The following is an 18,667-nucleotide window of genomic DNA, read 5'->3' as shown; positions in this document are numbered from 1 at the left end:
GTTGATGAGGTTCTCCGACACCTGGCCCTGGCCGGAGTTCCGTGAAGGTCGTGGCCGGGTGAGGACGGGGATCCGGAGAAGGGGTCGGAACCGAGGCTCGGCCGGACATGGCGCCGTTTGAGTGCTTTGGCCCGGTGGCGGGGCCGTCGGCACACCGGCTGAGCCCGCCCGAGGCGGTCGGATCCGCCACCTGTTCGGCCACCAGGGCCGCGAAGCCCACAGACTCTGACCGCACGACGACCACGGGCACCCCCGCGGGGTGGTGCCCGACGGCGTCTCCTACGGCACCGTCGGGTCCTACGGCACCGTCGGGACGGTGCCGGCCGTCCAGTCCTGGCTGATCGGCGTCGGCTCCACCGTTTACGGCGGCGCGCTGGTCGGGAGCGCCGTGGTCCGTAGGACCGGTCAGGCCGGATGACCCGCCTCGATGTCCGCCACGTCCCGGAAGGACGACACCGGGACCGCCCCCGGCGGGGTGTGGACCACGACCGGCGCGAGCAGCAGCCCGGTGTGGTCCCCCCAGTCGGCGCGGTCCAGGACCCGGCCGACGAACCAGGCCGGTGCCTCGGCGAGGATCGGCGCGCCGTGCGGGCCGCGGTACCACTCGACCCGGGCGAACTTGTCGGTGTCGTCGCCGGTCCGGCCCCCGAACAGCTCTGCCAGCCGGTGGTCGTGCGGAAGCAGGTGGACGGCGAGAACCTCCGCCGCCAGGGCGACGGCATGGGTGTGGTTCGCCTTCGACACCCACACCACGAACCGCGCCGGACGGATCGAGCACTGTCCGGCGAACCCGACCAGGCAGCCGGCCGGCTCGCGCCCGGCGGCGGTCACCACGTACACGGGGTAGTCCAGCAGGGCGGCGAAGTCGCCGAAGTCGTTCTCGGCCGGTGCCCCACGTCCGGGCCCGTACGACGGCCCCTCAACGGTGCGGCCGTCCGGGTCTCCCCGCCGGTCGGTTGACGTCACTGGATCGGCCATGACGGGCCTCCTACGCTCGCCGTACGTGGGTCGCCCCGCGCGCGTACCCACTTCTCCCGCGACCAGACCGGGCCCTCGTTCTCGCGCACGGTGCAGCGTGACGCCCCCGGTCCGTCCGTCACGTCCCGGGGCCGGAGGGCCGGTCGTCGTCGCCCTCCGCCCCGGCCACGCCTTCGCCTCCGTCCTCGTCGTGGAAGGAGACGTCGACGTGCTGTTCGGGGCGGCGTTCCTCCTGCCGGGCGACGGACGACAGCACCTCCTCGTCCGCGTCGGTGAGCGGGGGCTGCAGGATGCTGCGCGGCCACAGCCGGCGGGCGAGCACGACGTTCGTATCGGCCGCGTAGACGGTGATCTGGGCGGCCAGGTAGAGCCAGGAGAGCAGGCCGATCACGGTGGCGAAGAAGCCGTAGACCTGGCCGGCGTGGCGCAGTTCGTGGGTGACCAGCAGGGCGCCGAACGCCTGGAGGAGCGTGAACAGCGGGCCGGCCAGCGCGCACCCCGGCCACAGCGCCCTGACGGGAACCTCCTTGGGCGTGAGCACCCGGAAGCAGGCCAGGCACACGGTGGCGTTCAGCAGCGCCGAGATCAGCAGCAGCGGGATCAGCGCGACGAAGCCGTAGTACGTGATGAGGGCGGCGAGCAGCCCGCCACGGTCGTCGCCGTACTTCTTGACGACACCGACGACCAGACCGGGAACGCGGTGGCGCTGCTGGAAGCGGTCCAGGGCGCGCAGGGTTCGTTCGATCGGGTTCACGCCGACGCGTCTGCCCGCGATGCGCCGGCCGACACCCCGGCGCCCCCCGCGACGGCCCGCACCCGCGACATCCGGACGTTAGACGCGACCGAAGCAGGGCAGCCGCTCAGTGCCAGGGGCGACGACTGCGTGGAGGCGGGCACGATGGACCGGCGGGAACAGACGGCACTGGTCGGGAACGGGAGCGAACCGCGCCGTGACCACGAGGCGGCAGCACTGCTGCGCGGGTTCGGCCTCGGCCCCATGGCCGACCCGGGCACCGCCGTCGCGGTGCTGTGTGCCTGCACCGAGGGTCGCGGGAGCGGGCGGTGAGCCGGCTCCCGGACCCGCGCGGGCCGCTGTCCGAGGCGGTGCTGGGCCTGCTGACCGCCGGACCGTCCGGCGCGGCCCGGTTCCCGGCACCGCCCGAGCCCGCCACGGACCCCTGGGGCGAGGACCACCAGCTCGCCCTCCACCTCTGCTACGAGCTCCACGACCGCGGTCTGCCCGGGGTCCACCCGGGCTGGGAGTGGGAGCCCGAACTGCTCTCCTACCGGCGGGGGCTCGAACGGCCGTTCCTCGCCGCGGTGCGCACCGAGGCGGAGCCCGTCCGGCCGCTGCGCCAGGCCCTGGAACGGCTCCTGGCGGAGCCTCCGGACGGCACCGGCCCGTCCCACTACCTGCTGGCCGAGGGCGCACGGTGGCAGGCCCGCGAGTACCTGGTGCACCGCTCGGTCTACCACCTCAAGGAAGCGGACCCGCAGCTGTGGATGCTGCCACGGCTCCACGGCCCCGCCCAGGCGGTGCTGATGACGGTGGCCTACGACGAGTACGGCGCCGGCCGCCCCGACCGCGCCCACCACCTGCTGTTCGCCCGGATGATGGCCGACTTCGGCCTCGATCCGGAGTACCGGCACTACCTCGACCTCGTCCCCGCGCCCGCGCTCGCGGTGGTCAACCTGATGACACTGTTCGGCCTGCACCGTGCGCTGCGCGGCGCCGCCGTCGGACACTTCGCCACCGTCGAGATCACCTCCTCGCCCGGATCCGCCCGCCTGGCCGCAGCCTTGCAGCGCCTAGGCGCGGGACCGGACGGCACGCTGTTCTACCGCGAGCACATCGAAGCCGACGCCGTCCACGAGCAACTGGTCCGACGCGGTGTGATCGAAGAACTGATCGCCACCGAACCCGAGTTGGAGGCCGACATCGCGTTCGGCATCGCGGCCGCCGAGGTCGTCGACGGCCGGTTCGCCGACCACCTGCTCGGCCGGTGGCGGGCCGGCCGCACCTCGCTGCGCTCACCCTTGCCCGACGACCGGCTCTGCCTGCCCGACGACCGGCTCTGAAGCCCGCTCCGGCCGCGCGCGGCGCCGGTGGCTGGTGTCGCAGAACGGATAGCGACGGCTGCGCCGGCATGCGCACAACGCCACCACCGGGCGGTCGCAGAAGCGGACCGTCCCGTCCGGCAGGACCACCTCCACCGGACCCTCGACCAGCAGCGGCCCGCCCGGCACGACGACCACCCGGGTCGCGGCCCGGTCAGCGCTCCCGGACACCGCGCACCACCACCAGCTCCTCCTCGCGCTCGCCGGGCCGGATCAGTCCCCGGCGTTCGAACAGTTCGGCGCGCGCCGTCATCACCGGCCCGAAGGCCTGCCTGCGCCGGGCCACCACGGCCACCCGCAGCCCGGCCGACCGCAGCGCGGCCAGCGTCGCCGGGACACCGGCCAGCGCGGACTGCACCAGCAGCAGTCGCCCGCCCCCTGCCAGCAGCCGCGGCGCCTCCCGGCAGATCCGGTCCAGCAGCAGCCGTCCGTCCGCACCGGCGTCCCAGGCCAGCGCGGCCCCTCGGCCGGGCCGTGCCACGGCGTCGCCGGTGGGGACGTACGGCGGGTTGGCGGTGATCAGGTCGAAGCGCTGGCCGGCGACCGGGGCCGCCAGATCGCCCCGGCGCAGTCGCACCCTGCGGCGGTTCAGCCTCGCGTTCACCCAGGTGGTCGCCACCGCCCGGGCCGAGAGGTCCACGGCGGTGACCCGCGCGCCCGCCCCGGCCGCGGCGAGGGCCACCGCACCGGTCCCCGTGCCGAGGTCCAGCACCCGGCTGGCGGTGTCCAGCACCTCGCTGCGGAGGCAGGAGAGCAGGAGCTCGGTGTCGCCCTGGGGCGCGTAGACGCCCGGCGCTCTGATCAACAGCATGCCGGGCGGCTGCCCGGATCGGCGGCGCCCACACCTCGGACGCCGGCCGGAACCGCCCGGTGCCCGCCGAAGCCGCACACGGCCGACTGCGGACGCACGCATACCGTCTCCGGTCCGGCTGGTGCGACGGGCGGGCGTGTCGGGCGGGACAGCGACCCGGTGGGACCCGGTCAGGTCGGCCGGGTCAGCCGAATCTCCAGGTGTCCGGAGAGGACCCGGGTCTCGAACACCGGCTGTGGGGCGGTGGCCGGTCCACGCACCACCTCGCCGTTCCGCAGCCGGAACTCGCTGCCGTGCCACGGACAGCGCAGGCAGCCGTCCACCAGCGTGCCTTCCGAGAGCGGCCCGGAGAGGTGGGCGCAGCGGTCCGCGAGCACATGGCAGTCGTCCCCGTCGCGGACCACCACCACGGCCAGTTCGCCGACCGTGCGGCGGACGGGTTCGGCGGGCGGGAAGTCGTCGACCGCGCCCAGCCCGACCCAGTCCGACGGCGCCAGCAGGGGCACCGCCGCCGCGCGGTTCGGACCGGCGGCCTGCCGGTAGGACAGGTGCCCGCCGAGCGCGGCGCCCGCCGAGACGGCGGCCAGCCCGGCCAGCCCCAGCAGTCGGCCGTGCATCCGCCGGCCACGGCAGCGGGCCGCCAGCGAGGCGCCGTACAGCAGTACGCCGGTCGTGTTGGCGCGGCGTGGACCAGCCCGGTGCGTCGGCGCGGCGGGTCGGGCCGGGCCCAGTCGACCCAGCCCGCGAGCGCGGTGGGGCCGGCGTCCGCCAAACCTGCCTTCCGGACGGGTGCGCTGCCCCATGCCACCACCGGCGGGGCCTCGTGGGACGACGTGTCGGTGGTTAGGGCGCGGCGCACCGGGAAGGCGCGCGGGCGGGCCGGGAAGGCCCCGGCCGCCACATCCGCGAGGAGGCCCCAGATGAGCATGGTGAAGGAGACCGTCGACGTCGACGTGCCGCTGCACACCGCGTACAACCAGTGGACGCTGTTCGAGGAGTTCCCGCGCTTCATGGAAGGCGTCGAGGCGGTGACCCAGTTGGACGACCGCCACAACCACTGGCGGACCAGCATCGGCGGTGTCACCCGCGAGTTCGACACCGAGATCGTCGACCAGCTGCCCGACGAGCGGATCGCCTGGCGGACGACGGACGGCGATGTGCGCCAGAAGGGCGTCGTGACCTTTCAGCGGCTGGACGAACGGCACACCCGGGTCAACCTGGCCATCGACTTCCAGCCCGAGGGCATGGCCGAGAAGGCCGGCGACATGCTGGGCATGGTCGACCGCAGGGTCAAGGGAGACCTGCGGCGCTTCAAGGACTTCATCGAGCACGAAGGCCGGGAGGAGGGCGGCTGGCGCGGCCGGATCACCCCTGGCTGAACCTCCGTCGTCGACCGCACCCCTTGGCCGCGGCCCCGGTCCGAAAGACCGGGGCCGCCGCACGGCACGCGCCGAAGGCCAACTGCCGGGAGCTGGGTGTGCACGAGGGGCCGAGAACTCGCCGAAGCCCTCCGTGCACCGTCACGTCCTCTCTGCGCGTTTCGCGGCGAGGGGATGCGAGGCCGGGGCCCCGGCAGCGCCGGGGCCCCGCTCCTCGCCGCGACCGGGCTCGTCCGGGCGGCTGTCGGCATCCGCGTCGTGGCCGGGGCGGGCTCGGACGAGCACATCGAGTGGTCTCGGCGGCCGGTCTCCAGGTCGAGCGACTGCTCGCGATCACCGAAACGACCGGCCTCTTCACCCTCGAAGACACTGCCGAACGCCCTTCAGACCCCCCCCGCACAACGACAACGCGGACCCATGACCACAGCGGGTCCACACAACCGCAAGCCGAGAACCATGAACCCCGTCCGACGCTACGCCATCGCCCTCCCAGGCGTGCCGGGCGCCCACGCCGCAGCGCGCACCGTCATCGTGCACCTCACCGACCAGCTGGGCCCCGCACGCGAGCCCGTCTTCGAGGACGCCACCGGCACGTTCCGTGTTCAGATCAGCGGCACCACCGCGGAGATCCTCACCGCGCCGGCCGAGTACGCGACGATCCATCCCTGCCTGGAGGCCGTACCCATGCCCTGACCGGGCTCCGGGCCACGTGACTGGCCGTCTACGGGATCCACCAGGTGGCCAAGGACCGACCGGGTCACGCCGGCCCTCGACGGCGGCCTCACGGCGCGTCCCCCGGCCGGCCCAGAGCAGCGTGGGCAACCCGGCGCGGCACCACCGGTGCGGGCGCCCGTGCAGGGACGGCGATGTCAGGAAGCGCCATTGCCCAGCGAACGCCCGTCGGACGGGGAGCCCGGCTGCGCGGACGCGCCCGGTGTGGGAGTAAGGACGAGGGGCGGGTTGCCCCGTGCCTCCTCTGCTCGGGAGGAGGCGATCGGCGAGAGGACGGCATCATGAACACGCCCAACGACGGCTCGGCGAACACCCCCGAAGAGGAGACGGCACGGCGCGGCGAGAAGGCGCGGGAGCGGTCGGCGGAGGAACGGTCGATCGTGGCGCCTACCCCGGCGGACGTCCGTGCCAAGGCCGAAGGCTCGCAGGACGAGGAGGACGAGGAGGACGAGGACAAGGGGACTGAGGAGCCTCAGGTGGATGCCCAAGCTCCGTGAACGGGAGCGAAGCCGGCGACGGCCTGTGCCTTCGGTGTTCGACAGCCCTGCGAGCCGGTACCGGCGCAGGGCTGCGATGCCGTCGGCCCGGGTGCGGTCCTGGGCTGTGGGGTCGTCCTGGTGGCATCCGGCCCCGAGCCGGGCGAGCCGGTCTGAGCCGCGCAGCTTCCGGATGATGCAGGGCTTCGGCGTGCACACCTTCCGCCTCGTGACCGCCGACAAGGCGCGCCACCTTCGCCACGTTCCACGGGAAGCCGAAACTCGGCGTCGCCTGCCAGGTCTGGGACGAGGCGCAGATCACCCGCCGGACGCGACCCGACTGAACCGAGCCCGAATCCTGCTCGACCCGGCCAGGAGGAGGCCCAGCCCGCTGTGCGGGCGGGCCCGGACGCACGAGGCCGGCCGGCCGGATTCGGCGGCGCGCGGCTGTTTGCCGCGCCGATTCGGGGAAACCCGCAGCAGCACGGAACCTGTGGAAGCGGCATGCCGCACCGTCGTCATCACCGGGGCCGGCGGCTGCATCGGCCGCGCCTGCGCCGAGGCGCTCGCCGCCCGCGGGGACCGGCTCGCGCTGATCGCCCGCGGCCGCGCAAGTCTGGAGGGCGCGGTGCGCGGCCGGACGGGTGCAAGCCGGTTTGCCCGGAGCGGGCAGCGGGTTCCTCTCACGGATGCGGGCGACACGGGTCCCGCAGTCATCGGACAGGAGTGTGTGATCATGCCTCGCGGATCGACTCCCAAGCGGGAGCGGCAGTACGAGCACATCAAGGAAAGCGCGCTGGAGCGCGGTGAGAGCGAGAAGCGCGCCAAGGAGATCGCGGCCCGCACCGTGAACAAGGAGCGGGCCCGGCACGGCGAGTCGAAGACCGCCAGCCGCAGCTCGGTGCAGGACATCTCCTCCTCCCGCCGCGGCGGGCTGCGCTCGCACAGCGGCGCCCAGGGGCCGACGAAGGAGCAGCTGTACAACGAGGCCAGGCAGCGCGACATCCACGGCCGTTCGAAGATGAACAAGAAGGAACTCGAACACGCCTTGGGCCGATAGGAGCTGGTGACCGTGGGTACCGTTCCCGTGCCGCCCGACCCCGACACCAACCCCCTGCCGCCGACCGAGCCGTCGCAGCCGCCCGGCCCGCCGGAGTCCGTACGGCCGCCCGGCCCGCCGGAGCCCGTACGGCCGCCCGCCCCGCCGGAGCCGGTGGAGCCCCCCCCTGTCGCCGGATCCGCCCGCGCCTCCCGGCTCGCCCGAACCGCCACCCGAACCGCCCGCCCCGCTCGGCCCGCGTGAGCCCACGGAGCCGGCCCCGCCGGAACCCGGGCACCCCCGCCCGCCGGAGCCTCCCGACTGAGCGGGGCCGGCGGCGCCACTGGGTCGTGGGTGAATCCCGGGCGGCGCCGGACGCACGGGGTGTCCGCGTACGGCCCCGAGGACGAGCAGGCAATCGGGACAGGAGGAGGCCGGGTGCTCGCCAGGACGGCTGAGATCGTGGTGTGGGGTGCTGTGCTGATCGGCCTGACGGTGGTCTTCATCGGCACGGTGTCGCCCGTCGAGATGCTGGTGGCCGGTGTGGCCGCGCTCGGCGGAGCTTTCGTGGCGCAGCGCATGCGCCTGGCCGCAGGCGTCCGCGTCGCGGGCGGCCGGGGCGCGGTGCGGGCGCTCGTCGCGCTCGCGCCCGCGGTCCTGCGGGGGCTCGCCGTACTGGCGGCCGCCGTGGCCGCCGGTCCGGCCGGGGCGGGTGTGCGGCGGGTTCGGATGCGGCGCGGGGCGGGAGCCGGGTGGGCCGGCGTGCTGATCGCCGCGTCACCGGACACCTGCGTGATCGACGTCCCGAACGATGACGAGGTGATCGTGCACGCCCTGCGTCCAGAAAGCGGTCCGGTCGAAGAGGCCGTGTCGCGCGAAGAGGCCGTGTCGCGAACGGACACGGCGCGGTGAACGCCTGGGCCGCGGCCTCGCTGGTCCTGCTGGCCGGAGCGGCACCCGCGTGCCTGTGGGTGGTGGCGCGCGGTCTGACGATCCGCCGCCTGGTGGGGGCGTCGCTGCTGTCGACCGTGGTCGGCGCGGTGTTCCTGCTGCTCCCGATGGCATACGAGCGGTCCTCCTACCAGGACCTCGCGCTGGTGCTGGCCGTACTGGCCCCCGCCGGCACCCTCGTCTTCACGCGCTTCGTCGCCGGTCAACGCCACGACGCCCACCCGCACGGTTCCACGCCCGAGACCTGACGAGACCTGACGAGACCTGACGAGACCGTGCCCCGCGCGGCCCGCCGGACCGGGGGCGCGGGAGGGAGTTCGGATTGACGCCACGCCATGTGATCGTGCTCGTCCTGCTGTGGGCCGGCACGGGCTGCGTGCTGCTGTCCGCGGCCGCGGTGCTGCGGCTGCGCGGAACGCTGATGCGCCTGCACGCGCTCGCACCGGCATCGGTGGCCGGGGTGCCGCTGATCGCCGCGGCCGTGGCCGTCGACCAGGGACCGGGCCGGGCGGCGGCCAAGACGCTGTTCATCGGCCTGGTCTTCGCCGTCGGCGGGACGGTCACCACGATCGCCGTCGGCCGAGCCGCGCGCCAGGCCGAGGCGGAAGAAGGGAACAGGGTGTGAACCAGTGGCTGATCGGCGTCGCCGTCGCCTTCGTCGTCCTCGCCGCCACCACGGCGGTCCTCACCCGTGACCCGGCCCGCCAGGCGGTCGTCCTGTCCGTGCTCGGCCTGAGCCTCGCGGTGGTGTTCGCGGTGCTGCAGGCCCCCGACGTGGCCCTCTCCCAGCTCGCGGTGGGCACCGCGCTGACCCCGCTGCTGATCCTGCTGACCGTCCGCAAGGTCACCCGCCGCCCCACCCGCAGCGACGACCGCGCCAGTGACGGCGACCGCGCCGGTACCGGCGACGACGGACGGGAGCAGAAGTGACGGCCCGTGCCCGGCTGGCGGTGTTCCTGGCAGCGGCCGCGGTGATCGCCGCGTTCTTCACGGCCGCGTGCACCGACCTGCCGCCGTTCGGGACGGACAGCCACCCCTACGGGGAGCGGGCGGTGGCGGCGGCCCTGGACCGGCGGACCGCCAACGTCGTCTCCGCCGTCAACTTCGACATCCGCGCCTTCGACACCCTCGGCGAGGAGTCCATCCTCTTCGGCACCGTCCTCGGCGCGACCCTGCTGCTGCGCCGGGCCCGCGACGAACGCCACCGCCGCGCCGAAGCGGACCGCGTCATGCCCACCACCCGCCTGTTCGGCGCGTTGCTCCTGCCCGTCACCCTGGTGGTGGGCGTGTACATCGTCGCGCACGGCCAGCTCAGCCCCGGCGGCGGCTTCCAGGGCGGCGTCGTCCTGGCCACCGCCCTCCACCTGGCCTACGTCGCCGCCGACTACAGGGCGCTGAAGAAGCTGCGCCCGCTGGCCGTCCTCGACGTCGCGGACTCGCTCGCCGCCGCGTCCTACAGCCTCATCGGCCTGGCCGGAATGATCGCCGGCGGCGCGTTCCTCAAGAACGTGCTGCCGCTGGGCACCTTCAACACCGTCACCTCCGGCGGCACCGTCCCGGTCCTCAACGCCGCGGTCGGCGTCGAGGTCGCCTGCGGCCTGATCGCCCTGCTCGCCCACTTCCTCGACCAGGCCGTCGAACTCACCGACCCCGACCAGCAGAGATACGGAGACACCTGATGGGAACGTGGGTCTTCCTGGCCGCCGGATGGGTCCTGCTCATCGCCCTGTACGGTCTGGTCACCAGCCGCAACCTCATCCACGCCATCGGCTGCCTGGCCGTCGCCCAGTCCTCCACCTACCTCCTGCTCCTGGCCGTCGGCTACCGCCGCGACGCGACCGCCCCCGTCTACTCCGACCTCACCCCCGGCACCCGCCCTGTGGTCGACCCCGTCGTACAGGCCCTGGCCCTGACCGACGTGGTCGTCGGCGCGACCGTCACCGCGCTGCTGCTCGCCCTCACCATCCAGCTGCGCAAACGCCACCACACCGTCGACCCGCGGGCCCTGACCGGGCTCAAGGGCTGACCGTGACCGAAGCCGCCCTGCTGCCGCTCGCGGTGGCCGTCCCCCTGCTCGGGGCGGCGCTGCTCGCCCTCGCCGGCCGGATCCTGCCCCGGACCGGCTGCGACATCCTGGCCACCGGCTGCGCCGGGGCGGAGGTGGTCTGCCTCGTCCTGCTGTGGACCCACAGCGGCGGGCGCCTCGCCACGGCGGACCTGGGCGGCTGGCCCGCCCGACTGGGCATCGTGCTCGCGGCCGACCCCATCGGCGCAGGACTCGCGCTCCTCGTCGCGGTCCTGGTGCTCGCGGTCGTGGTGTACGCCTGGCGGTACTTCGACGAACCCACCGGCGAGCACGCCGGCGCCTTCCCGGCCCTGATCCTGCTGTTCGAGGCCGGGATGGCCGGCTTCGCGCTCACCGGAGACCTGTTCAACGCCTTCGTCTTCTTCGAACTCATGGGAGCCGCCGCCTACGCTCTGACCGGCTACCACATCGAGGACCCCCGCCCCCTCCACGGGGCACTCACCTTCGGCATCGTCACCTCCTTCGCCGCCTACTGCTCCCTGCTCGGCATCGGCCTCCTCTACGCCCGCACCGGCGAACTGAACCTCGCCCGCCTCGGCGGACAGCTGGCCGCCCACCACACCGACGTGCTGACCGTGGCCGCGTTCGTCCTCATCGCCACCGCCCTGCTGGTCAAAGCCGCCGCCGTACCGTTCCACTTCTGGCTGCCCGACGCCCACGCCGTGGCCCCCACGCCGGTGTGCATGCTGATGTCCGGCGCGATGGTCGAACTCGGCGTCTACGGCATCGCCCGCGTCTACTGGACCGTCTTCTCCGGCCCCGGCGGCATCCCCCACCAGGCCTTCCGCACCACGTTCACCGCCCTCGGCCTCCTGACCGCCCTGCTCGGGGCCCTGATGTGCTGGCAGCAGCGCCACCTCAAGCGGCTCCTCGCCTTCTCCACCGTCAGCCACGTCGGCCTGTTCCTCGTCTCCGTCGCCCTGCTCACCTCCGACGGCGTGGTCGGGACGGCGGTGTACGTCGCGGCGCACGGCCTGGTCAAGGCCGCGCTCTTCGCCCTCAGCGGGGTACTGCTGGACCGTTTCGGGAGCGTCGACGAGCACGGCCTGCACGGCAGGGGGCGTGAACTGCGCACCGTCGGCGTGCTGTTCCTGGCCGGCGCCCTGGCACTGGCCGGACTGCCGCCCTTCGGCACCGGCCTCGGCAAGGCCCTGGGCGAGGACGCCGCGGGCCACTGGCAGCCGTGGCTGCCCGCCGTGTTCGTCGCCGCCTCCGCCGTCACCGGAGCCGCGGTACTGCGCGCGGCCCTGCGGATCTTCTGGGGCGCCGGCCCCGTCCCGCGCAACCGGCCGGGCGAGGAGGAAACCACCGGCGAGGGCGAGGAACCCGAGATCCGTTCCCCCCGGCGCACCCTGCCGCCCACCATGACCGTCGTCCCGGCCGCACTCCTCGCCCTCGCCGCGCTCGTCGGCGCCCTGCCCGACGTCGCCGCCGCCCTCGCCCGAGGGGCGGCCGTCTTCACCGACCCCGCCGGCTACACCGCGGCCGTCCTCACCCAGCCCGACGCACCGCCCGGACCCGTCCCGGCCGCCGACTGGACCGCAACCGGGGTGCTGCTCGGCCTGCTGTCCGCCGGCATCGCGGTCGCCCTGGCCGGTACGGCGGTCCACCGGGAAATCCCCGCACGTCGCTCCCGGCATCCCGCCGCCCGGGCCGTACGGGCGCTGCGGCGCCAGCACTCCGGGCACCTCGGCGACTACCTCGCCTGGCTCGCCCTCGGCGTCGCGGTGCTGTGCGTCGCCATCGCCGTCCAGATCTGAATCCCGAGACCGCGGCCGACCGGATCGGCAAGCCACCCTGGCCGGCGGCGGTGCCCGCCGTGGCCGGCCGGGGCGCTACCGCGGGTAGTCGCTCGCCCGGGCGCCGAGGACGGCCAGAAGAGCCAGAGCCTCGGCGCCGGGGGATCCCGGCGGCGCGGTGAAGAGCACGAGGTACTGGTCGCGTTCCGTGAGGGTGAGGGGGTACAGCCTGTGCCTGTATCCGGCCGGCGGCCGGCCGGACGCTGTTGCCATGACGAACAACACGAACTCCGCCGGCAGCGCGCCCGTCGGCCTGCTCGCCGGCAAGGTCATCCTCATCACCGGTGCCAGCCGCGGCGTCGGGGCGGCCGCGGCCCGGCTCTTCGCCTCCGAAGGCGCCGTCGTCGTGCTCGCCGCCCGCAGCACCGACGCCCTGGACCGCATCGTGAAGGAGATCCGCGCCGACGGCGGCGCCGCCGACGCCGTCACCCTGGACCTCGCCGACCCCGCGAGCATCCGCGCCGCCGTCGACCGCGTCGAGGAGCTGCACGGACGGCTCGACGGCGCCTTCAACAACGGCGGGATCGCCCAGCAGCGGCCCGGCCCGCTCGACACCACGAGCGACGCGGACATCGACGGGCAGTTCGCGGTGAACTTCCGCTCGCACTGGACCGCCATGACCGCCGAGGCCGCGCTCATGCGGCGGAACGACGGCGGGGCCATCGTCAACACCTCCGGCATCGGCAGCCGCCGCGCGGTACCGCCCCTGCCCGCGTACGGCGCGATGAAGCGCGCGCTCAACAGCCTCACCGAGACCGCTGCGGTGACCTGGGCCCCGGAGGGCATCCGGGTGAACGGCATCACTCCCGGCGGCACGGCCACGGAGATGACGGAGGAGTGGGAGGCGGCGACCCCCGGCGTCATCGAGGCCAGTGCCGCGGCGACACCGCTCGGCCGGATGGCCGAGCCCCGCGAGGTCGCCGAGGTGGCCGCGTGGCTGCTCAGCGACCGGGCCTCGTACGTGACCGGCGCGATCGTCCCGGTCGACGGCGGCGCCGGCGCCTGAACACGAACCGGGGGACGCCCCACCGCGACCTCGTACAGTGCGTGGAGGTGTGGGATCAGCCCCGCGCGCTCACGGTCTACTGCCCGGCGTCGCTCCGACCAACCGCGAGACCTGTGCGGTCACGGAACCTCCAACTGCTGCGAGCGGTAGCGGATCGCCGCGACTGCGATCGACGTGGTCCTCGACGAGACGGTCGCGGAGCATGCCCGTCCCCGGGCCTGATGCGGATCCGGTGTCGGCATACCGACTGACACGCTTCCGGGGTGCCGGCGCCCTTCGGGGTGCCGGCACCCGCGGTCGCGGCGTCAGTAGACGAGGATGTCCCAGTGGTTGCCCTCGTTGCAGTACAGGTTGCCCGACGCGGCCTTCCACTGCGGGTAGCCGTCGCCGCGGTAGCCGATGTAGGTGAAGCTGTTCTGGATGTAGCCGTCGATGCAGGAGTTGCGGGCGATGTCGACCTTGTAGCCGTTGTAGTGGCTGTAGGTGCCGGAGGCGTGGCCCACCTCCGTCCCGCCCGTGATGTTGATGGCACAGCCGCTGGCCCGCTTGAGGGTGATGATGGCGCTCACCGTGCCCGAGTTGATCTGCTCGAACGAGGTGCAGGTGGAGTTGGACCTGGTGGTGCAGCCTCCACTGGAGCTCCACGTGATGCCGGCGCTGCTGAACTGGCCGGCGGCCGCCGACTGCGACAGCTTGGTGCCGCTGGCGCCGGCCGTGGGCGCCGAGAAGGCGAGGCCGGCCACGGTCAGGGCGACGACGGTGGCTGCGGTGCGTGGCTTCATCTGCATCTCCCGGTGAGGACGGTGGGACGAAGGGGTCGTACGCAGGGCTGTGACGCGGCGGTGCTCCGGCGCGAGGGGCTTGGAGCACCGGCATCGCACCAGGATGGCCCACCGTTGTCTATGCGAGTAGACCCCAATCTGTGAATTTCCCGTGACGGGGAGCGGCCTTGAGCACGTCGAACTCATATCCGGCCCGCCCGGCGTTCGGCGGCCAGCAGCCAGACCAGGTAGCCGCCACCGAGGACGCCGGTCACCACGCCGACCGGCAATTGGTGGTCGGCGACCAGCCGTTGGCCTGCCCAGTCGGCGGTGACCAGCAGGGCGGCGCCGGTGAGCGTCGACGTCAGCAGGTTCGGCCCGGGGGCCCTGGTCAGCCGCTTGGCCAGCTGAGGGGCGGTCAGGGCCACGAAGGAGACCGGACCGGCGGCGGCCGCCGCCAGCGAGGCCAGCAGGACGGCCACGGCCAGCAGACCCAGGCGCAGCGGCTCGACCCGTACGCCCAGGGCAGCGGCGGTGTCGTCGCCGAGCTCCAGCGTCCGCAGTGCCCGGCCGCAGCCGAGCAGTACCAGTGGGCCGAGGACGGCCAGGGCGACCAGCAATGGGACGGCGTCCCGCCAGCCCCGTCCGTCCAGACTGCCCGTCAGCCACAGCATGGCGCGGGCCGCGTCCATCAGCTGGGCGCGGGTCAACAGGTAGCCGTTGACGCCGGTGAGGATCGCGGTGGTCCCGATGCCGACCAGCACCAGCCGGCCGCCGTGCAGGCCGTGCCGCCAGGAGAGGGCGCAGACCGCGGCGCCGGTGACCACGCCGCCGGCGACCGCTCCTCCGGCCAGCGCCAGGCTGCTGCCGCCGGCCACCACCACGAGCAGCGCGCCGGCCGCCGCGCCCTGGGTGAAGCCGAGGACGTCGGGGCTGCCCAGCGGGTTGCGCACCAACGACTGGAAGAGCGCGCCGGCCAGCGCCAGCGCGCCGCCGACCAGCAGGGCGGTGACCACCCGGGGCAGCCGCAGCTGGTTGACGACGAAGTCCTCGGCGGGGGTGCCGCCGCCGGTCAGTGCGCGCAGCACCTCGGCCGGGGTGAGCGGGTAGTCGCCGCTGCCGAAGGTGAGGACGGCGACCAGCAGGACCAGGAGCGCGCAGCTGGCGCCGGCGGCCAGCGCGCGCGGGCGGTAGGTCAGTGACCGCCTGTCGGTCCGGGAGCGGATCGTGCTCATACCCGGGCCACCTTTCCGCGGCGTGCGAAGGAGAGGAAGAACGGCCCGCCGAGTACGGCGGTGACCACGCCGACCTGGAGTTCACCGGGGCGGGCCAGCACCCGGCCGAGCACGTCGGCGCCGAGCAGCAGGACCGGGGCGAGCACCGCGCAGTAGGGGAGGAGCCAGCGCAGGTCGGGTCCGGTGAGGGCGCGGACCAGGTGCGGGACCATCAGCCCGACGAAGACGATCGGGCCGCAGGCCGCGGTGGCCGCGCCGCAGAGCAGGGTGACCGACAGGATGGCGGCGGCGCGCACGGGTGCGGGCCGGGTGCCGAGGGCTCGGGCCGTGTCGTCGCCGAGCGCGAGGGCGTTCAGCGGTCGGGGTAGCAGCAGGGCCAGCACGAGTCCGACGCCGATGAACGGCAGCACCGTGAGCACCGTCTCGGGCCGGGCGTCGGCGAGCGAGCCGACCGTCCAGAACCGCATGCGCTCCAGTGACTTGGTGTCCAGCAGCATCACGGCGCTGACGTAGGAGTAGAGCGTCGCGTTGAGCGCGGCCCCGGCCAGCGCGAGCCGGGCGGGGGTCGCCCCGCGTCCGCCGCCGACCGCGTACACCAGGACGGAGACGACCGCGGTGCCGGCCAGGGCGAACCAGACGTAGCCGTCGAAGGTGGCCACCCCCAGCAGGGAGGCGGCGGTGACGGCGGCGGCGGACGCGCCGGCGTTGATGCCGAGCAGTCCGGGGTCGGCGAGCGGGTTGCGCGTCACGGCCTGCATCACGCCGCCGGCCAGACCGAGCGCGGTGCCGGCCAGCAGGCCGAGCAGGGTGCGGGGTAGGCGCATCCGGTGGACGACGGCGTAGTCGGGCGAGGTGGGGTCCAGCAGCCCGTGCCAGACCTGGCCGGGCGTCAGCGACTTGGCGCCGACGCCGATGCTCAGCGCGAGCACGGCGAGCAGGACCAGGAGGGCGGCCAGGAGGCCGCCGGTGCGCAGCGCGGTGCGGGCCGTGGGCGGGCGGGCTGGGGTCGGGTGGGCCGGGGCCGTACCCGGGCCCGGGCCCGGCTCGGTGGCGGGGACGTCTCCTGTGACCTGCGGCGACGTTGGGACGGACACGGCGGTGGCTCCGGGCTCGGCGGTGAGGGCCGGGAGAGGATCTGGCACCCCTTCTCCGGACACGAACTTAGGTTAGGTTAACCTATGTTCCGGCGTGGCTCCGCTGCCACTGCCCGCGCCCTGCGCCCCCCTGCCTGAGCCCTGCGCTCCCCGACACGAAGCCCTCACCGGCCCTGTCATCGCGAGAGAGAAACCGCCATGCACTCCCGAACCGCCAGTCAACTGTCCCGTCGCGGCCTGCTCGCAGTCGGCGGTGCCACCACCCTCGGCGCGCTGCTGACCGCCTGCGGAAGCGGCGGTCCGAGGACCGACGCCCCGGACGCCGCGCCCGCCGGCGGAGCCAGGAACGGCTCGTGGGCCTTCACCGACGACCAGCCGAAGACGCTCACCGCCCCGAGCACCCCCAAGCGGATCGTCGCCTTCACCGGCACCGCGGCCGCCCTGGTCGACTTCGGTCTGGACAAGCAGATCGTCGGCGTCTTCGGCGAGACCAGGACCGCGGACGGCAAGGCCGACCCGCAGGCCGGCGACCTGAACGTCGACAAGGTCGAGATCCTGGGCAACTCCTGGGGCGAGTTCGGCATCGAGAAGTACGCGGCGCTCCGGCCGGACCTGCTGGTGACCCACATGTACGACCCGGGGGCCCTCTGGTACGTGCCGGACGAGAGCAAGGACAAGATCCTCCAGCTCAACCCGACCGTCGCGGCGATCACCGTGGCCCGGGTCCCGATGACCCAGCCGATCGAGCACTACGCCAAGCTCGCCGAGTCGCTCGGCGCCGACCTGGGGGCGAAGAAGGTCACCGACGCCAAGGCCCGCTTCGAAGCGGCCGCCGAGAGCGTACGGCAGGCCGCCAAGGCGGCCGGCGGCATCAAGGTGCTGGCCTGCTCCGGCAGCGCCGACCTCTTCTACGCCTCCAACCCGGGGATCAGCACCGACCTGATGTACTTCGCGCAGCTCGGCGTGGACATCATCGTCCCGGACAAGCTGGACCAGGGCGGCTACTTCGAGAGCCTCAGCTGGGAGAACGCGGGCAAGTACCAGGCCGACCTGCTCCTCCTGGACGACCGCGGCACCGCCCTCCAGCCCAAGGACCTGGCCGGAAAGCCGGCCTGGGCCCAGCTGCCCGCCGTGAAGGCCGGCCAGATCACCCCCTGGAGCTCGGTGCCGCGCTTCTCGTACGCCGGCGCCGCCCCGCTGCTGGAACGGCTGGCCAAGGCCGTTCAGTCCGCCAAGAAGGTCGGGTGACCGCCTGATGGCCACCGAACCAGCCACCGAGCCCGGCGCCGTAGCGGACGTCGGCGTCGGGAGCGCGGACGACCCGGGCATCGTGGCCGGGCAGTTCCGCTTCTTCGACGCCCACGTCGTACGGACCCACCGGCTCGGCCCCACCCTGACCCGGATCACCTTCGGCGGCGGTCAGTTGGCCGGCTTCGCCTCCGGCGGGCGGGACCAGAGCTTCTCGCTCTTCCTGCCGCAGCCGGGGCAGCCGGCCCCGCTGCTGCCGGACCGCACCGGCGACGGCTGGTTCCGGCGGTGGCGGTCGGTGCCGCCCGAGCAGCAGGCGGTGCTGCGCTCCTACACCGTCCGCGCCCAGCGCGCCGAACCCGCCGAGCTGGACGTGGACTTCGCGCTGCACGGGACCGGGCCCGACGACCCGGCCGGCGCCGCCGGGCCGGCCTCCCGGTGGGCCGCGCAGGCCTCGCCAGGAGACCGGGTGGTGCTGCTCGGCCCGGCGGTGGCGGACAACCGCAGTGTGGGCTTCCGGCCGCCGCCCGGCACCGACTGGGTGCTGGTGGCGGCCGACGAGACCGCGCTGCCCGCCCTCGGCGGCATCCTGGACTGGCTGCCGGCCGGCACCAAGGCCAAGGCCTGGATCGAGGTCCCGCACGCGCAGGACGTCCAGGACCTGGCGAGCGCGGCCGAGGTGGAGATCACCTGGCTGGTCCGCGGCGCGGAAGGCCCGTCCGGCGATGGTGCGCTGGCCGACGCGGTGCGCGCCGCCGAGTTGCCGCCGGGAGTGCCCTACGCCTGGATCGCGGGCGAGTCCGGCGCGGTCAAGGCGCTGCGGCGACACCTCGTCAGGGAACGCGGATTCCACCGCGGGAACATCGAGTTCTCGGGCTACTGGCGCCGTGGCGCCTCCGAGGAGCAGCTGCGCGCCGAGGCGTGACCGGTGTCGTCGGCAAGGTGTCGGCGGAG

The 18,667-nt window shown here is 74.0% G+C and carries 25 protein-coding genes; 17 read left to right on the top strand and 8 right to left on the bottom strand.

Features of this window, described 5'->3' with window-relative positions:
* Nucleotides 1–259: 259 nt before the first annotated feature.
* Nucleotides 260–418 (top strand): hypothetical protein, encoded by a 159-nt coding sequence (locus ACYP53_RS20605; RefSeq protein WP_459648433.1) that lies wholly within the window; start codon nt 260–262, stop codon nt 416–418.
* Here the strand turns inward: ACYP53_RS20605 and ACYP53_RS20600 are convergent.
* Together ACYP53_RS20600 and ACYP53_RS20595 are read right to left on the bottom strand one after the other, a co-directional pair.
* On the bottom strand, nt 406–978 hold the full coding sequence (locus ACYP53_RS20600) for a flavin reductase family protein (protein WP_189914384.1): 573 nt from the start codon (nt 976–978) through the stop codon (nt 406–408). The genes ACYP53_RS20605 and ACYP53_RS20600 overlap by 13 nt on opposite strands.
* Nucleotides 979–1,096: 118 nt before the next feature.
* Nucleotides 1,097–1,732, bottom strand: coding sequence for a YhjD/YihY/BrkB family envelope integrity protein (locus ACYP53_RS20595; protein ID WP_459648432.1), 636 nt, complete (start codon nt 1,730–1,732; stop codon nt 1,097–1,099).
* Nucleotides 1,733–1,876: 144 nt separating this feature from the next.
* Between ACYP53_RS20595 and ACYP53_RS20590 the strand changes: the two genes are divergently transcribed.
* Together ACYP53_RS20590 and ACYP53_RS20585 are read left to right on the top strand one after the other, a co-directional pair.
* Complete coding sequence (locus ACYP53_RS20590) at nt 1,877–2,044, top strand: hypothetical protein (RefSeq protein ID WP_189914637.1); 168 nt, start codon at nt 1,877–1,879, stop codon at nt 2,042–2,044.
* On the top strand, nt 2,041–3,057 hold the full coding sequence (locus ACYP53_RS20585) for an iron-containing redox enzyme family protein (RefSeq protein WP_459648431.1): 1,017 nt from the start codon (nt 2,041–2,043) through the stop codon (nt 3,055–3,057). The genes ACYP53_RS20590 and ACYP53_RS20585 overlap by 4 nt, the downstream gene beginning before the upstream one ends.
* On the opposite strand, the gene ACYP53_RS20580 is transcribed toward ACYP53_RS20585, so the two are convergent.
* From ACYP53_RS20580 to ACYP53_RS20570, 3 genes are all read right to left on the bottom strand, one after another.
* Nucleotides 3,010–3,225: a CDGSH iron-sulfur domain-containing protein gene (locus ACYP53_RS20580; protein WP_268256543.1), complete on the bottom strand. Its 216-nt coding sequence runs from the start codon at nt 3,223–3,225 to the stop codon at nt 3,010–3,012. The two genes, ACYP53_RS20585 and ACYP53_RS20580, sit on opposite strands and share 48 nt — an antisense overlap.
* 25 nt (nt 3,226–3,250) lie before the next feature.
* Nucleotides 3,251–3,907, bottom strand: coding sequence for a HemK2/MTQ2 family protein methyltransferase (locus ACYP53_RS20575; protein ID WP_189914381.1), 657 nt, complete (start codon nt 3,905–3,907; stop codon nt 3,251–3,253).
* A 170-nt stretch (nt 3,908–4,077) separates the two neighbouring features.
* Complete coding sequence (locus ACYP53_RS20570) at nt 4,078–4,524, bottom strand: Rieske (2Fe-2S) protein (protein ID WP_229928406.1); 447 nt, start codon at nt 4,522–4,524, stop codon at nt 4,078–4,080.
* Nucleotides 4,525–4,827: 303 nt separating this feature from the next.
* Between ACYP53_RS20570 and ACYP53_RS20565 the strand changes: the two genes are divergently transcribed.
* From ACYP53_RS20565 to ACYP53_RS20510, 12 genes are all read left to right on the top strand, one after another.
* Nucleotides 4,828–5,286, top strand: coding sequence for an SRPBCC family protein (locus tag ACYP53_RS20565; RefSeq protein WP_189914380.1), 459 nt, complete (start codon nt 4,828–4,830; stop codon nt 5,284–5,286).
* 456 nt (nt 5,287–5,742) lie between these two features.
* Nucleotides 5,743–5,979, top strand: coding sequence for a DUF6296 family protein (locus ACYP53_RS20560; protein WP_189914379.1), 237 nt, complete (start codon nt 5,743–5,745; stop codon nt 5,977–5,979).
* Nucleotides 5,980–6,299: 320 nt separating this feature from the next.
* Nucleotides 6,300–6,515: a hypothetical protein gene (locus tag ACYP53_RS20555; RefSeq protein ID WP_459648430.1), complete on the top strand. Its 216-nt coding sequence runs from the start codon at nt 6,300–6,302 to the stop codon at nt 6,513–6,515.
* Nucleotides 6,516–7,230: 715 nt separating this feature from the next.
* A complete protein-coding gene (locus tag ACYP53_RS20550; RefSeq protein ID WP_459648429.1) occupies nt 7,231–7,554 on the top strand; it encodes a plasmid stabilization protein in 324 nt (107 codons plus the stop codon).
* Nucleotides 7,555–7,971: 417 nt separating this feature from the next.
* Nucleotides 7,972–8,445 carry a hypothetical protein gene (locus ACYP53_RS20545; protein ID WP_189914376.1) on the top strand — a complete coding sequence of 158 codons (474 nt, stop codon included), beginning with the start codon at nt 7,972–7,974 and terminating at the stop codon, nt 8,443–8,445.
* Nucleotides 8,442–8,732 (top strand): monovalent cation/H+ antiporter complex subunit F, encoded by a 291-nt coding sequence (locus ACYP53_RS20540; protein ID WP_189914375.1) that lies wholly within the window; start codon nt 8,442–8,444, stop codon nt 8,730–8,732. The genes ACYP53_RS20545 and ACYP53_RS20540 overlap by 4 nt, the downstream gene beginning before the upstream one ends.
* Nucleotides 8,733–8,806: 74 nt before the next feature.
* Nucleotides 8,807–9,109 (top strand): cation:proton antiporter, encoded by a 303-nt coding sequence (locus ACYP53_RS20535; protein ID WP_189914374.1) that lies wholly within the window; start codon nt 8,807–8,809, stop codon nt 9,107–9,109.
* Nucleotides 9,106–9,414 carry a Na(+)/H(+) antiporter subunit B gene (locus ACYP53_RS20530; RefSeq protein WP_189914373.1) on the top strand — a complete coding sequence of 103 codons (309 nt, stop codon included), beginning with the start codon at nt 9,106–9,108 and terminating at the stop codon, nt 9,412–9,414. Before ACYP53_RS20535 ends, ACYP53_RS20530 begins: the two co-directional genes overlap by 4 nt.
* A complete protein-coding gene (locus ACYP53_RS20525; protein ID WP_189914372.1) occupies nt 9,411–10,163 on the top strand; it encodes an MnhB domain-containing protein in 753 nt (250 codons plus the stop codon). Before ACYP53_RS20530 ends, ACYP53_RS20525 begins: the two co-directional genes overlap by 4 nt.
* Nucleotides 10,163–10,510 carry a sodium:proton antiporter gene (locus ACYP53_RS20520; RefSeq protein WP_459648428.1) on the top strand — a complete coding sequence of 116 codons (348 nt, stop codon included), beginning with the start codon at nt 10,163–10,165 and terminating at the stop codon, nt 10,508–10,510. Before ACYP53_RS20525 ends, ACYP53_RS20520 begins: the two co-directional genes overlap by 1 nt.
* 374 nt (nt 10,511–10,884) lie before the next feature.
* Nucleotides 10,885–12,330 (top strand): complex I subunit 5 family protein, encoded by a 1,446-nt coding sequence (locus ACYP53_RS20515; protein ID WP_459649798.1) that lies wholly within the window; start codon nt 10,885–10,887, stop codon nt 12,328–12,330.
* A gap of 250 nt (nt 12,331–12,580) precedes the next feature.
* Entirely contained in the window at nt 12,581–13,375 is a 795-nt protein-coding gene (locus ACYP53_RS20510; protein ID WP_459648427.1) for an SDR family NAD(P)-dependent oxidoreductase, read from the top strand.
* Nucleotides 13,376–13,680: 305 nt separating this feature from the next.
* Here the strand turns inward: ACYP53_RS20510 and ACYP53_RS20505 are convergent, their stop codons facing one another.
* The 3 genes from ACYP53_RS20505 to ACYP53_RS20495 all read right to left on the bottom strand — a co-directional run bounded on the left by ACYP53_RS20505 (nt 13,681) and on the right by ACYP53_RS20495 (nt 16,465).
* Nucleotides 13,681–14,163, bottom strand: a complete 483-nt coding sequence (locus ACYP53_RS20505; protein ID WP_373313683.1) for a hypothetical protein — start codon at nt 14,161–14,163, stop codon at nt 13,681–13,683.
* A 176-nt stretch (nt 14,164–14,339) separates the two neighbouring features.
* Nucleotides 14,340–15,371, bottom strand: a complete 1,032-nt coding sequence (locus ACYP53_RS20500; RefSeq protein ID WP_459648426.1) for a FecCD family ABC transporter permease — start codon at nt 15,369–15,371, stop codon at nt 14,340–14,342.
* Nucleotides 15,368–16,465, bottom strand: coding sequence for a FecCD family ABC transporter permease (locus ACYP53_RS20495; protein ID WP_459648425.1), 1,098 nt, complete (start codon nt 16,463–16,465; stop codon nt 15,368–15,370). The genes ACYP53_RS20500 and ACYP53_RS20495 overlap by 4 nt, the downstream gene beginning before the upstream one ends.
* Before the next feature lie 198 nt (nt 16,466–16,663).
* Here ACYP53_RS20495 and ACYP53_RS20490 point away from each other — a divergent pair, with 198 nt between their 5' ends.
* Together ACYP53_RS20490 and ACYP53_RS20485 are read left to right on the top strand one after the other, a co-directional pair.
* Nucleotides 16,664–17,713, top strand: coding sequence for an ABC transporter substrate-binding protein (locus ACYP53_RS20490; protein WP_189914365.1), 1,050 nt, complete (start codon nt 16,664–16,666; stop codon nt 17,711–17,713).
* Between the two features lie 7 nt (nt 17,714–17,720).
* A complete protein-coding gene (locus ACYP53_RS20485) occupies nt 17,721–18,638 on the top strand; it encodes a siderophore-interacting protein (protein ID WP_459648424.1) in 918 nt (305 codons plus the stop codon).
* Nucleotides 18,639–18,667: the final 29 nt, after the last annotated feature.

The sequence above is a fragment of the Kitasatospora sp. Ki12 genome, from assembly GCF_054601375.1.
This window is presented reverse-complemented; position numbering and strand designations above follow the sequence as displayed.

What these genes read in the sequence shown, in the direction of transcription:
- ACYP53_RS20600 (WP_189914384.1), bottom strand. Translation starts at nt 978, where the DNA reads ATGGCCGATCCAGTGACGTCAACCGACCGGCGGGGAGACCCGGACGGC.
- ACYP53_RS20590 (WP_189914637.1), top strand. Translation starts at nt 1,877, where the DNA reads ATGGACCGGCGGGAACAGACGGCACTGGTCGGGAACGGGAGCGAACCG.
- ACYP53_RS20575 (WP_189914381.1), bottom strand. Translation starts at nt 3,907, where the DNA reads ATGCTGTTGATCAGAGCGCCGGGCGTCTACGCGCCCCAGGGCGACACC.
- ACYP53_RS20570 (WP_229928406.1), bottom strand. Translation starts at nt 4,524, where the DNA reads ATGCACGGCCGACTGCTGGGGCTGGCCGGGCTGGCCGCCGTCTCGGCG.
- ACYP53_RS20565 (WP_189914380.1), top strand. Translation starts at nt 4,828, where the DNA reads ATGAGCATGGTGAAGGAGACCGTCGACGTCGACGTGCCGCTGCACACC.
- ACYP53_RS20560 (WP_189914379.1), top strand. Translation starts at nt 5,743, where the DNA reads ATGAACCCCGTCCGACGCTACGCCATCGCCCTCCCAGGCGTGCCGGGC.
- ACYP53_RS20555 (WP_459648430.1), top strand. Translation starts at nt 6,300, where the DNA reads ATGAACACGCCCAACGACGGCTCGGCGAACACCCCCGAAGAGGAGACG.
- ACYP53_RS20550 (WP_459648429.1), top strand. Translation starts at nt 7,231, where the DNA reads ATGCCTCGCGGATCGACTCCCAAGCGGGAGCGGCAGTACGAGCACATC.
- ACYP53_RS20520 (WP_459648428.1), top strand. Translation starts at nt 10,163, where the DNA reads ATGGGAACGTGGGTCTTCCTGGCCGCCGGATGGGTCCTGCTCATCGCC.
- ACYP53_RS20515 (WP_459649798.1), top strand. Translation starts at nt 10,885, where the DNA reads ATGGCCGGCTTCGCGCTCACCGGAGACCTGTTCAACGCCTTCGTCTTC.
- ACYP53_RS20510 (WP_459648427.1), top strand. Translation starts at nt 12,581, where the DNA reads ATGACGAACAACACGAACTCCGCCGGCAGCGCGCCCGTCGGCCTGCTC.
- ACYP53_RS20505 (WP_373313683.1), bottom strand. Translation starts at nt 14,163, where the DNA reads ATGCAGATGAAGCCACGCACCGCAGCCACCGTCGTCGCCCTGACCGTG.
- ACYP53_RS20500 (WP_459648426.1), bottom strand. Translation starts at nt 15,371, where the DNA reads ATGAGCACGATCCGCTCCCGGACCGACAGGCGGTCACTGACCTACCGC.
- ACYP53_RS20490 (WP_189914365.1), top strand. Translation starts at nt 16,664, where the DNA reads ATGCACTCCCGAACCGCCAGTCAACTGTCCCGTCGCGGCCTGCTCGCA.
- ACYP53_RS20485 (WP_459648424.1), top strand. Translation starts at nt 17,721, where the DNA reads ATGGCCACCGAACCAGCCACCGAGCCCGGCGCCGTAGCGGACGTCGGC.